The 14,468-nt window shown below is 70.9% G+C and carries 1 protein-coding gene; it reads right to left on the reverse strand.

Going from position 1 to position 14,468, the window contains the following annotated elements; translation table 11 throughout:
- Positions 1-383: 383 nt before the first annotated feature.
- Entirely contained in the window at positions 384-14,462 is a 14,079-nt protein-coding gene (locus tag WMF43_RS46045) for an SDR family NAD(P)-dependent oxidoreductase (RefSeq protein ID WP_437674999.1), read from the reverse strand.
- Positions 14,463-14,468 lie beyond the last annotated feature (6 nt).

Genomic DNA, 14,468 nt, shown 5'->3' on the forward strand with positions numbered 1-14,468 from the left:
ACGGCCTCCTTATCTTCAGGGCCGGCGTAGGTTGCGAGCGCGATCGCGGGACGGACGTGCGGGGCCGCCGCGGCCACCACGGCGTCGACCACCTCGAGCGAGGGCGGCTCGTACACCTTCGACTTGACGCGGTTCAGCCTGGGGAAGTCCGCTTCTTGTCGTGGTGGCCGAGCTCGACCGCGCTGCCGATGATCGTGCGCAGCGGGATGACGAGGAAATTCGATGGTGGTCGCGGGAATATATCCGGCCGGCTCGAGGAGGCGCCTGTTGCACTCACGGTGGACGATGCCCCCGGGCAGGGGTACGTGCCCCCTCCATCAAGGATGTCGAGCGAGATGTCGGCCTGAACCCTTATCGAGACTGGGCGCTAACATCCATGGAGCTCAGTCTCTCTGCGCCGCGCCTGCTCGCGCGATGATGAGGCTCTGCGGCAGCTCGTGCCGCGGACCGAGCGGAACATCGAGGACCTCGACGTCACGGAAGCCCGAGGCCTCGAGCGCTCGCGTCCAGGCCTCGAGCCGCAGGACGGGCGAGCCCTCGATCCGGAGCTCGCTGTCCTCGTAATGCCACCATCCAGGCAGCAGGCCGAACGTGAGCGTGTTGAAGTCGAGCCGCTGGGTCGGCTCGTTGAGCATGAGCAGCCCTCCCGGCTTGAGCAAGCGGCGGCACTGCCCGAGGCTCGTGGCGATCCGCCGGGTCGCGTGGAGCACGTTGCTCGCGACGACCACGTCCACGCTCCACGGCTCGAATCCCTGCGCTTCCGGCGAATTCCCCACGTCGAAGGTCGTGAACTCGGCGAACGGGTAAGCCCCGGCGAGCTGCTTCTTCGCGCTGTTCAGGAACCCTACCCCGACGTCGGTGTAGAGGTACCGCAGCCTCGAGGCGTGCGGCTTCAGCGCTTCCAGGAGGAGCGCGCTCATCCCGCCGGCCCCGGCGCCCACGTCGATGATCTGCACCTTGGCGTGCCTGTAGCGCCGGGCGTGTTGCCGCACGTGATCCTCGACCCGCTCGGCGAGCAGCCGGCCGTAAAGGTCGTCCCGGGGGTTGAGCTTGCTGACCAGGGCGGTCGAGCCGCCGGGGAACAGGACATCGGCGGGATCCCGACGGCCATCCATCACCTCGAGGATGGCCGACTGGCAGGCGGTGAGGAGCCTCAGGCAAGGCTCGATGTCGGGGCACGACGCGCGGAGCGCGTCGGCCGACGCGGCCACCTCGGCCTCATCGCCCGGAAGCGCCGCCTCGGCGAGCCTGGGCCCTGCGGCGAGCCGATCATCCTCGCGGCGCAGGTAGCCCTCACGAGCGAGCATGTCGATCGAGGCGTCGAGCAGCCGTGTATAGCGCGGGAGGACGTGCAGCCTCCGCCTGAGCTCGCCTCGATGGACGGTCTCGCCCGGGGCGGGCAGCGCCCCCGCAGCGCGGAGGCGCCGCGCCAGGAGGTCGTGGCCGAGCCGAGTCGCCCCCTTCAAGCCCTCGTCGAACCGCGCGAACCGATCGGCGTCGACCGGGGGCGGATCCCGGAGGACCTCCTTGATCGCGCGAAGCGCGATCGAGAGCGTCGGCTCCTCGAGCATGTTGAAGTGATCGTTGTCGAGCTCGACCACCCGGAAGCCTTTGGGGAACAGCTCTCGCCACGGCTGGGTGTAGTCGTAGCCCTGCAGCATGTTGACGGACCCCCAGTACATCGCGCTCGACTTGCCGACAAACCCGTCCATCGCCCGGAAGAAGAGCACGTCCGACGCGTCATAGGGCTTCATCCTGCTCTCGTAGAGCTGATAGATCCCCTCCGAGAACTCGGAGCACAGGAGCCCTCCGCGAAGGAACAGGAAGATGTCATCGGCCGACATCCGCTTGCTCCCCCGCTCCGCGGCCATCTTGGCGAGCTGGGCGAGCTGGAGGCGCGCCGGGAGTTGGGCGACGTCCTCCTTCTTGACGAGCAGGTGGGGGTTCTCCTTGACCCTCAGGAGATAGTTCACGAGGTACAGCGGAAGGAAGTCGCCGTCATGCGCCATCTCTCCTTTCCCGCCCCCAAAATAGCGCCGGAACACCTCCTGCGTCGCTGGGTAGGTGTCGAGCAGGATGAGGTGGCGGATCCTGTCGCCCTCGGCTTGCAGCCGGCGCGCCGTCTCCAGGGCGACCAGCCCTCCGAAGGAGTATCCGCCGAGCACATAAGGCCCCTTCGGCTGCACGAGCCGGATGCAATGCACGTAGTGCTCGACCATGTCGTCGAGCAGCTGCGGCATAGAGAGGCCGTGGGTCCCGCGCGCCTGGAACGCATAGACCGGATAATCCGGCCCGAGGGCGTCCGACAGGCTCTGGATGCCCACGGGGTGCCCCGTGGCGCCGGGCATCCAGAACGAGATCTGCCCGGTGCCCTTGATGTTGATGGGCAAGAGCTCGGGCGGCAGCCTGGGGGCCTGCGCCGGAGCGCGCTCCCGGACGCGGCGCTCGCGCGGCCCACCTGCGGCCTCCTCTCCGGTGAAGAGCTCGGCATGAACGAAGCTCGCGAGGCTACGGAGCGTCGGGTGCTCCACGATGGCGCTGAGCGGCAGCTGGCACCCAAACTTCTCCTGAACCGTCTGGAGGATCACTGCGTTCAGGATCGAGTCGGCGCCGTACTGCCGGAGCTCCGTGTCCTCATCGAGCTCGCCGGCATCGATCTTCAGCTTCTCGGCGAGTATCTCCCTAAGCTCGGCGCGCACGTGGTCCTCGCCCGAGAAGAGCTCACCCGCTTCGGCCTCGTCGGCCTCGTCGGCGAGCGCAGGACCGTGGGTGCCGGCGATGTGGGCGGCGCGCCGCGGGAGCCAGTGCCGTGTCCTCTCGAAGGGGTAGGTCGGGAGCGAGAGCCGCACCGGCCTGGAAGCGCCGTGGAGACGGGTCCAGTCGACCGATGCGCCGCCGACCCAGAGCGCCGCGAGGCCTCGCAGATCCCGCCGCGCGAGCAGCGCGTCGACCGCGGCCCCCTCGCCCGCCGTCGCCGCAGGGGCGTTCGCTGGACTCACCGGGCGGCGGAACACGCCCTCGCCGCGCTCCCCGCGCAGCGAGAAGGCGTGGAGCTTCTCGGAGAGCTCGCGCGTGGAGCGAGCCACGACGGCGAGGCGCTCTTCCATCGCCTCGCGGCCCACCTGGAGCGTGTACGCCAGATCCAGGAGCGGCATCGCTCCGGACGCGGCGGGGCTGCCCCCGGTCTGCGCCGCGATGTCCGGGCGCGCGGCGACGAGCTCGCGGGCCATCTCGGCGAGCGTGCTGGAGGGGACCCTCGCCAGGACACCGCGCTCCACCCCGTAGGCGCCGGTGATGCGCTCCCACAGCTGCTCGCACCGGAACGCGTCGAAGCCGAGGTCTTCCAGCGCCTCGTCGCGCGAGACCTCGTCCGCACGCACGCCGAGCAGCTCGGCCGCCGCGGCGATCAGCGCGCCCTCGACCTGCTCTCCCGCGACGCCGCCCCCCTCCGCCCGCGGCGCTGTCGTGCTGGAGTCCAAGAACCGCGCGAGCGACCGCGCGACCTCGCGCAGCCGTTCCTCGGTGCGCGCGGACAGCACGAAGACGTGCTCTCGCCCGTCGTCTGCGGAGGCGCGGGTCGGGGAGAGATGCTCCTCGAGGAGCACATGCGCGTTCACGCCGCCGAACCCGAACGAGCTCACTCCGGCCCTGCGAGGCAGCTCACGGCCCCCCTCGTCCCGGAAGCGCGGCCAGTCCTCGGTCGCGCTCACGATGCGAAACGGGCTCCCGGAGAGCTGGATATAAGGATTCAGCTCCCTGAGATGCAGATGTCCGGGAATCCGACCGTGTTTCATCGCCAGGATCACCTTGAAGATCCCGGCCATTCCGGCGGCGTTCTCGAGGTGGCCGAGGTTCGTCTTGACCGAGCCGACGGCGCACCGGGGCTCCGTCAGCTCGGGTCGCTCGGCGCGGCGCCGGAGCTCGCGGAACGCCTTCTTCAACCCGTTGATCTCGATGGGATCGCCCAGCGCGGTCCCGGTCCCGTGGACCTCCACGTACCCGACGGTCGCCGGATCGATGCCGCCCTCCTCGAGCGCGCGCACGATGAGCTCCGATTGCGCGTTCGGGTTGGGCGTGGTCAACGTGTTGACTCGGCCGCCGTGGTTGACCGCGCTGCCGCGGATGACCGCATGGATATGGTCGCCGTCGCGGATGGCCCTGGAGAGCGGCTTGAGGATCAGGGCACCGACGCCCTCGCCGCGAACATAGCCGTTCGCGTCCTTGTTGAACGTCTTGCACCGCCCGTCCGGGCTCAACATGCCGGCGTGCGCGAACGAGACGTAGATCATCGGCGAGATGAGGAGGTTCACGCCGCCCGCGACCGCGACTTCGCAGCTCCCCGCCCACAGCGCCTCAATGGCCGATCGCACCGCCACGAGCGAGCTCGAGCACGCCGTGTCGAGCGCGAAGCTCGGACCGATGAAATTCAGCAGATACGAGACGCGGTTCGCCAGGACAGAGTGGAGCATGCCTGTCGTCGTGTACGCCTCTATCGGGACACCCGCTTCCCGAAGCAGATCGTAGTAATCAAACGACCCGACCCCGACGAAGAGCCCTGTCCTCAGCCGCGCCAGATCCGACGGCCTGTAGCCCGCCTCCTCGACGGCCTTGTACACGGATTGCAGGAACAGTCGCTGCTGCGGATCCATGAGCTCCGCTTCGCGCGGAGAGATCCCGAAGAAGCGGGCGTCGAACTTGTCGATCTCCTTGAGGAAGCCGCCCCATTTGCTGTTCGTCTTGTTGGGCTCACGGAGCGGATCGCCGAAGTACTCCCGCCAGTCCCAGCGATCGGGCGGGATCTCGGTGATGAGGTCACGGCCGTCCTCGAGATGTCGCCAGAACTCCGCGAGATCCTCCGACTGGGGCATCCAGCCGTGCATCCCGATGATGGCGACGGGCTCCCGCGCGACCGCGCCGGACGGCGCCTGCGTTGACGGCACGGCCGGCGTCTCCGCGGCGCTCGGGGCCACGGCGTTCGAGGCCTCGGCGCCCGCCTCCGCGGCGCCTCGGGCCACGGCGCCTGCCTCCGCTGCGCTCGAGGCCGCTGGGGCGAGCAGGCGTGTCGTGAGCTGCGCGGCATGCGCCCCGAGCAGGTGGTCGGCCAGCGCCGCCAGCGTCGTGTGCTCGAAGAATGTGGCGGGCGTGATGTCGGTCCCCAGCGACTGGTTGACCTGATTCGAGAGCCGGGTGAACGCGATCGAGTCAAAGCCATAGCTGCCGAGCTCGGCGTTCGACCGCATCCTGCTGGGATCGAGCTTCACGAGCGCCGCGGCTTCCTCGATGAGCTGGCGCTCCAGCGCCGGCCTGAGGGCATCGCGCGTCACGCTCCCATCCTGAGGCGATGCTTTTGCGACACGTTCCGCCGCGCGCCGCGCGTCCGGCTCGTCGCGCCGCGGCGCGCCCCCGGGGGGCGCCCCCGCGGCACCGAGCTGATCACGCAGCTTCGCCGCATCTCCGGGGATGAACAGCGTGGCCCCGGACGGCATCGCCAGCAGGGCGGAGAACGCGGCCAGCCCGACCTCGGTCTCCAGCGGGGACAACCCGAAGTTCAGCCGCAGCGACTCCTCGGTGGCCGCGTCCACGCGCATGCCGCCGTCGCGCCAGAGCGGCCAGCCGATCGAGAGCGTCGCGCCCGACCGCAGGCCGGCGCGGCGGAGCCCCTCGCGCCACGTCGCAAACGCGTCCAGAAAGCTGTTCGCGAACGCATAGTCCGCCTGGCCAACGCTGCCGATCACGCCGGCCAGGGATGAGAAGAGCGCGATGAAGTCGAGCGGCTCCTCCCGGGTCGCCCCGTCGAGGTGGAGCGCGCCCCAGACCTTCGGCGCGATGACCTCGCGCACGTCGACGTCGTCCTTGTTCACGAGGAACGCGTCGCGCAGGACCCCCGCGGAATGGATGATCCCGTGCACCGCGCCCCATGCGGTCTTCGCCGCGCGGACCAGGGCGCCGGCGTCCTCGGCGCGCCGCACGTCCGCGCGCACGTAGAGCGCCTCGCCGCCGGCGGCGCGGACGTCGCGAATCGCGGACGCCACGCGCGCGTCGACCGCAGATCGGCCAGCGAGCACGATGCGCGCCCCGACCGCGGACGCGAGGAAACGCGCCACGTGAAGGCCGAGCCCACGTGCGCCGCCGGTCACGATGTACACGCCCCCTCGCCGCAGGGGCGTGGCTCCGCGATCGCGATCGGGCTGAAGCTGAAGCCAGCGCTTCACCCAACGGTGGCCACCGCGCTGTCGCACCTCGAGTCCGGGCTCCCCGACGCCTTGGAGCTCATCGACGAGCGCCGAGGCGGCGCCGTTCGCGCGCCCCTCGGCGAGCGCGTCGAGCTCCGCCTCGGGCAGCTCGAGGAGGCGGTGCGCGATTCGCGGGCTCTCACGGCTGGCCGTCCTCAGGAGCCCGCCGAGCGCCTCGTAACACGGCTGCCCCTCGGAGCTCGCTCCGGGCACCGCGCAGAGCAGGCGCACCCGTGCTTTGTCGCTGGACCGGCCGAGCGCGCGGAGCAGGTGCAGCAAGGGAAAGAGGCCGTCGTCGAGCTGCGCCTGCACTCGCTCTTCCCGCGCCGTGAACGCGCCGCGCGGCCAGGTATGGACGATGTCGAGCGCCGCGCCGCTCGGGCCCACCGCGGCGAGGAGCGACTCGAAATCTGCGCCCGAGGCGGGGTTGACCTCGAGGTCGAGCCCGCTCACCGCGTGGAACGTGCTCCCCGCCGTCACGACGGCCGTGCGCCGGCGCGCGCGCGGGGCGCGCCGATCGAGCTCGGCGGAGAGGAGCCGCCCCGCCGCTCGGGAGCGCGCGAGCAGGATCACCGTCTCCGCCCCGCCCCCGGCGGAGGCCGCCGGACGCGGGGGCGCCTCGACCCACGCCGGGCGAAGGAACACGCCCTCGGTCCGCGCCGCTGCGCCGACGGGCGAGCCGGCTCTCTGCCATGGGCGCAGCCAGAGATCGCGGACCCGGACGACGACTCGGCCTTCCGGGTCGGCGAGCTGCACCTCGAACCTCTTCGCGCTGGGAGTCGACGCCTTCAGCGCGACATGAGCAAAGCACCGTCCCGGGGTACGGCCCGAGATCTCCACGTCTCCGATCGTGAAGGGAATGTGCAGCGCCAGGATACCCTCGCGCAGGCAGATCAACCCCATCGTCGCCTGGAGCGCCGAGTCCATGATCGACGGGTGGATCACGAACCGCTCGAAGCCGCCTTGCAGGTGACGCGGGAGCCGGATCTCCGAGAGGGCTTCCGCCTCACCCAACCTGAGCTCCTGGATGCCCTGATAGCTCCGGCCGAGCCGCAGGCCGAGCGCGTGGATGCGCGGGTAAAAGTCCTCCGCGGCGACGCGCTGGTCGCACCGCGCCCTGATCGCCGCGAGGTCCAGCACGTCACCCGACGTTCGCGGCTCGCTTCCGGGCGCGTCGGACTCCACCTTGCCCTGCCCGTGGACCGTCCGTTCCCCGTCGAGGTCAAGGCTGTACACCTCATAGTCCGCGCCCGCAGACGTCGGGGTGAGCTCGATGTGAATGCGACGCGGCGATGCCACGGCGATCGCCGCGGGCCAGACGTTGCTCTTCACCCGGTGGACACCGCGTCCGAGCGCGGCCATCGCCGCGCGCGCCATCTCGATGTAGCCGACCGCAGGGAAGATCTTGTCGTCATCGACGAAATGGTCGGCGAGGAAGAACTCCTCGCCCGTGAACACGACCGAAAAGCGCGGTACCGCCGCGGAGGTGTCGCCCTCCTGGACAAACGGGTGCTCCGCTGTGCTCGCGCCCCCGGCGCGCGGCCCTTCGTCGCGCGGCTCGCCTTGGACCTCCGGGATCCAGTACCGCTCGGCCGCGAAGGGGTAGCCTGGCAGCGAGACGTGCCGCAGGGGCGCGGCGTGGAGCGCCTCCCAGGGGACGTCAGCGCCCTCAACCCAACGCGATGCGAGCGACGCGAGATCGCGCCGGCTCAATGCCTCGGCGACCGCGTCCCCCCCGCCGGCGCGGGCCGCCTCTCGATCGCGCCTGTTCGCGACGACGTTACCCCACCAGAAGCGGCCGCCCGGAGCGCCGCCGGCGCCGTGCGCATCGAGCTGCTCGATGAGCGCCCCGAGATCGGAGGCGAGGAGCGCCAGGCGCTCCTCCATCGGCTCGCGCCTGACCTGGAGCTGGTACGCGATCTCCGACAGGCGCACTTCCCCGGCACGCTGCCCGAGGTACGCGGCCATCCTGCGGCAATGCTCGCGGAGCCGCTCCTGGTTCCTCGCGGACAGCACGACGAGATGTTCGCCCCCCTCCTCGCCGCGTCCGAACGGCTCCGGGCCGAGGTGCTCTTCGACGATCACATGAGCGTTCGCGCCCCCCGCGCCGAACGAGCTGATCCCCGCGCGCCGCGGGAGCCCTCGCTCGCGCCCGTCCTCGCGGACGACGAGCCGCGGCCAGTCCGAGAGATCGCGCTGGACACGGAACGGCGAGGCCGTGAAGTCGATGCGCGGGTTCGTCCGCTCGGCGTGCAGCGAGGGCACGAGCCGGCCGCGCCGCATCTGGAGGACGACCTTGGTCAGGCCGGCGAGGCCGGACGCCGACTCGAGGTGACCGATGTTCGATTTGATTGACCCGATAGCGCAGTCGCCGCGGGCCAGCTCGCCGCCGCTCGCCTCGCGGAACGCCCTGGTCAGGCCGGTGATCTCGATTGGATCCCCGAGCGACGTCCCGGTGCCGTGCGCCTCGATGTACCCGACGGTTCGGGGGTCCACGCCTGCGCTCCGTAGCGCCTGCTTGACCAGCTCGGCCTGGGCGTTCGGATTCGGGACCGTGAAGCCGTTGGTGCGCCCGCCGTGGTTGACCGCGGTCCCCTTGATGACGCCGAGGATGCGATCGCCGTCCGAGAGCGCCGACGCGAGCGGCTTGAGCACGAGCGCGCCGACGCCCTCGCCCGGAACGAACCCGTCGGCGAGCTCGCCGAACGCGTGGCATCGGCCTCTGCGCGAGAGCATCTGCATCTGGCAGAGCCAGTCGTACTTGGAGGGGTGAAGGTACAGGTTTACAGCGCCCACGATCGCCGCCCGACACTCGCCGCGTCCGAGGCTCTCGCACGCGAGGTGAACGGCGGTGAGCGACGACGCGCACGCCGTGTCCACCGGCATGCTGGGCCCGCAGAGATCGAGGTAGTACGAGACGCGGTTGGCGATCGACCAGGGTGTGGACGTCGGGATGGACTGGCTCCCTCTGCGCCATGCGTCGGGGCCGTGCAGCAGATAGGAGTACGTGGTGACGCCGACGAACACGCCCACGCTGCGACGACCTGGGTCGCCGAGCCGGCGCGCGGGGTAGCCCGCGTCCTCCAGCGCGCCCCAGGCCGCCTCGAGGAACAGCCGCTCCTGTGGGTCCATGAGCTCCGCCTCGCGCGGAGAGATGTTGAAGAACAGGGGGTCGAACCGGTCCGGCCCATCGAGGAAGCCACCCCATTTGCAGTACATCCCGCCGGCGCGCGCCGCCTCCGGATCCTCGGTGAAGCGAGCGCGGAAATCCCAGCGCTCCAGCGGGATCTCGGAGATGCAGTCCCGCCCCGCCTCGAGGTTACGCCAGAGCTCGTCCAGATCTCGGGCCATCGGGTAACGGCCGCTCATCCCGATGATCGCGACGCCCTGGAGAGGCGCCTCGCGGTGCGTGTGGCGCGCCGCGCTCGTCGGGGTCGGGCCGACCTCGGAGCCCACGTCGGCGAGCGGCGCCGGCGCCGCCTGCGGGCCGCGCTGCGCTTCGACGAGGGGAGGCGCGCCCGGCGCCCGCGTCGACGTGACGGCGAGCGCCGCGTCGAGCTCGGGCGCGCGATGCCGGGCGAGGTGCGACGCGACCTCGGCGATCGTCCGGTGCTCGAACAGGAGCGTCTTCGAGACGGCGCCGAGCTCTCTCTCGACATGCACGTTGAACTGGCTGATCAGGATCGAGTCGATGCCGTATTCATCCAGCCCGACGCTCGGGTCGATATCGTCCTCCGGCAGATCGAGGAGCTGCGAGAAGACCTTCTTCAGATAAGCCGTCGCTCGCTCGACGGCAGCGCCCGTCGCCTCGGCGCGCTGCGCCGGCGCCGGAAGCGATCGGACGGGCTCTTCGCCACGGCCGCCGTCGAGCTGCGCGAGCGCGCGGTCGCGATGGCCGTGGATGAGCACGAGCTGACCCGGCGGACGCTCGAGCGAGGTGAGCGCGGTATCGAGGGCCGCGAGCCCCTCGGCCACGGGCATGGGCACGATCCCGTGACGGGCGGTGAAGATCGTGTTCCCATCCTCCTGGACCCGCATCCCAGCGCCGTCCCAGCGCGGCCAGTTGATCGCGAGGGTGCGCCCGGAGCGCGCGCCTGCGGCCCTTTGCTGCTCGCGCGTGGCGGCGAGCGCGTCGAGGAAGGCGTTCGCAGCGGCATAGTCTGCTTGGCCGACGTTGCCGGTGACCGACGCGAGAGAAGAGAACAGGACGAAGAAATCAAGCGGCTCACCGAGCGTCGCTGCGTCCAGGTTCAAGGCGCCGAGCACCTTGGGCGCGAACACCTCGCGAAACTGGCCAAGCGTCTTGCGCAGGAAGAACGCGTCCCGCAGCACGCCGGCGGCGTGGATCACCCCCGACAGCGGCCCGAAGCGCGCTCGGACCGCCTGCACCAGGGCGCGGGCCTCGTGCGGCTGCGACACGTCGGCCTGGAAGTAAACAGCCCGCGCCGCACCGTCGGCCCCCTCGTCCTGGTAGCGCGCGAGTCTTCGCTCAAGGTCTTCACGGGCCCGCGAGCGCCCGGCGAGCGCCACCTTCGTGCCCGGTGTCGAGAGCAGGTGCTCGACCACGCTGAGGCCGATCCCGCCCGCGCCTCCGACCACCAGGTACACACCGCCGGCTCGGACGCCTCCGCGGGAGTCGCCTGCCGGCGCCGGGGCGCGCGCGCCGAGCTCGGTCACCTCCTCGAAGCGCTTCACCAGCCGGACATCGCCGTCGTACCGGACGACGCTGGCCTGCCGCGCATCGCGCAGCTCGGCCGCCATGCGACGCCCTACCCTGTGTCCGTCAGCGGGGTGATCCACGGCGAGCGACCGGAGCTGGATCGTCGGATGCTCGCGCTGGAGACACCGGCTCAGCCCCTCGACCGCGGCGGACTCGGGGCGCACTTGCCCGCGCTCCAGCGCGTGGACATGGAGGACCTGAACCGCGCGCTCCGGCCGCTGCTCCATCAGCGACTGGGTGAGGAGGAACAGCCCGTAGACGCCGGTCTCCAGACGCGCCTCGACGTCGTCGGGGGCGTCCGCCGGCACGAGATCCCACAGGTGAACGATCTGCGACGGCAGCGGCCCCCGGCGCCGGAGGGCCTCAAACAACCGGACGTAATCGTCCTTCTCGGCCGCGCGCACCACGAACGCGCCCTGCACCCCCTCCCCGAAGCGCGCTCCCGGACGGACCCGGTAGATGTCGCGCGCCCCGAGCGACGAGGCGGCGATCTCCGACGCGCCGCCCGCATCGAACACCAGGATCGGCCCTGGCACCCCGGCCGAGGCTTCCGCCGGCGCGACGGCGTCGTCCCGCCGCCACTGCGGCCGCAGCCAGAGGAGCTCGGGGCGCTCCTCGACCACCGTGCGCTCGGCAGGCGGCCTCGAGGCGGAGGCGGCAACATCGCCGGTCTGCCCCACCTCCGGGCCGCGCGAATGCGGGCGGAGGACCGGCCCGAGCACAAGCTCTTCGCTCGAAAAGGGATACGTGGGGAGCGGGACCTTTCGATGGCGACCCTTCTCGAACCACCGCTGCCAGCGGATGTCGGCGCCGCGCAGCCAAATCCCCAGGAGCGGCCGCACGAGGAGGTCGCCCTCGCCGCCCCGCGGGTCGATCGAGACGACATCAGGGCTCGAAGGCCGCCCGTGCGCAGCGCCGATCAAGAGCACCGCTCCGCCGTCCGGCGTCGCGGGAGAGGAGCGCTCAGCGAGCGCGCGCGCGAGCCACCGGCGCACGTCGCCGAGCTCCGCGGGCGCCCTGCAGCGACCCCGGAGGACAGGATAGGGCTTCTTCATATCGACGAGGTGAATCCGCTGCTGGGCCTCGCTCGCCGCGACAGCGAAGCGCTCCTCCTCGCCCGTCACGAGCGAGAGGAGATCGTCATGCGAGAGGACGCCATCGACGAGCAGGTCGAGCAGCTCCTGTGCTTCGGTGTTGCCCAGGATGCGCTCCGGAGGGAAGCCCCATTTGCGGTTCAGCCGGTCGAGCGCGTTCTGGATGGCGAGCGAGAGGACGCGTGTCTTCATCGGGTCCTCGTCGATGCGAGACGGAAGCTCGCTGTCCTTCAGCACCGCCCAGCCGCCGCGATCGCGCGATCGCAGGGCCTCGTTCCACTCGTCCAGATAGCTGCGGAACGTGTACTGGCTGCTGGCGAGGAGCCGAGCCTTGGTGAACAGCCGCGAGGCCTCGTCGTTCTCCACCCCAATCCCATCGAGCAACGCCCGAAGGTACCGGGCGTCGAGCGCAACCTGGTGGATCGTGCGCCCCGTCAGCGGGTCGACGAACGGGAGCTCAGGCCGCCGCAGGGCGACCTCCGCCGGCCCCTCCGCCGCCAGCGCAGCGGCGGCGCTCCAGTCGAGCATGCCCGTCATCGCGAGGGCTGCCCACAAGCCCTCGCCCCTGCTCGAGATCGCGGCCGGACTGAAGCCGAGGCGCGCGAGCGCGCCACGCAGCACGTAGGCGAAGAGGAACCGCTCCGCCGCGCCTCGTTTGCCGGAAAGGAGCCGCGCGAGGCGGGCCTTTCCTTCGCCGCGCGCGTCCTGCTCCAGCGCCTCCAGCGCGCTCGCGAACGGCCGGGTCGCGAGCAGCGCGCGCAGCTCCGCCTTCGGCGGGAGCTCGACATCACCTATGCAGAGCAACCACCGCTTGCGGCGGCCGCCGCCCGAGAGATGCGGGGCTGCGTCGAGCAGCGCGCGGACCTCGCCCTCGGTCGAGACCAGCCCTCCGACTCGGAACGGGAAGTGCTCGCGGCCGGCGGCGAGCGTGTGGCAGACGTCCGCGAGCGAGGCCTCGGCGAGCGCGCCGCTGCGGAGGTGGCGCCCCCAGCGCTCGACAAGCGCGCTCAAGCCGTCGCGCGTCCGGGCAGAGAGCATGAAGGGATACGGCCCGCCGCGCTGCGCCGCGCTGCGCCGCGCTGCGCCGCGGCGTGTGTGCGCTTCGAGGATCAGATGGGAGTTCACCCCACCAAAACCGAAGCAGCTTATCCCGGCGCGGAGCGGGGCTCCGCCCTTTGCAGGTCGCCAGTCGACGAGCTCCATCGCGAGCTTGAACGGGCTGTCCGCGAAACGGATGAGCGGGTTCGGCGTGCGGATGTTCAGCGTCGGCGCGATCTTGCGCGCGCGAAGCATCATCAGCACCTTCACGAGGCCGGCCATGCCGGCCGCCGACTCGAGGTGGCCGATGTTCGTCTTGACCGAGCCGATCCAGCAAAATTGCTTCGCCTGCGTGCGCTCACGGAACGTCTCGATGAGCGCCTCCACCTCGATCGGGTCGCCCAGGGACGTCCCCGTCCCGTGCGCCTCCACGTACGTGATCGTCCCGGGCTCGACGCCCGCCTGCGCGATGGCCGCGCCGATGACCTCCCGCTGGGACTCGACCGTGGGCGCGGTGAGGGTGAGCCGCTGGCCTCCATGGTTCACCGCGATGCCACGGATGACTCCATAGATGGAGTCGCCGTCGCGCTCGGCGTCGTCCAGGCGGCGCAGGAGCACCACGACGACCCCTTCCCCCGGCACGAACCCGTTCGCGTCCTTGTCGAAGGTCTTGCACTGACCGTCGGGGCTCAGCATCCTCGCCCGCGAGAACGAGATATACCGCCACGGGTGGAGGTCGAGGTTGACGGCGCCGGCCAGGACGTAGTCGGCGTCGCCTCGCCGCAGCGCCTCGACGCCCTCGTGGATCGCGACGAGCGACGAGGCGCACGCCGCGTCGATGGTCAGGCTCGCTCCGCGCAGGTTGAACGCCTGGGAGAGCCGGTTCGCGAGGATGCACGCGTAGTTCCCGAGCGCCGTGTGGCTGTCGACGCGGGGCTCTGCACCGGCGCCCCGCTGCAGGTAGTCCCCGGAGATCGCGCCGATATACACCGAGGTGCGGCGGCGCTGGAGATCGCGGAGCGCGACGCCCGCGTCCTCGATGCAATGCCAGGCCTCCTCGAGCAGCAATCGCTGCTGGGGATCCATGAGCCTGGCCTCCTTGGGCGAGATCTTGAAGAACTCGTGATCGAACGCGAACGGCTCATCGATGAGCCCGCACCACTTGCTGATGACCTTGTTCGCCGCGGCGGCGTCGCTCGAGTAGAACTCGGCAGGGTCCCACCGGTCGGGGGTGATCTCGCGGATGGAGCTCACCCCCATCGACAGGTTGCGGAAGAACTCGTGATGGTCCCGCGCGCCTGGCAGGCGGCAGCCTATCCCGATGATCGCCACCCGACCGTCCCGCGGCGCAGAACGCTTCTTCGTGTTCCCGTCCACGGTGGA

This window comes from Sorangium sp. So ce131, from assembly GCF_051519095.1.
In the GTDB taxonomy this organism is placed as follows: Bacteria; Myxococcota_A; Polyangia; order Polyangiales; family Polyangiaceae; genus Sorangium.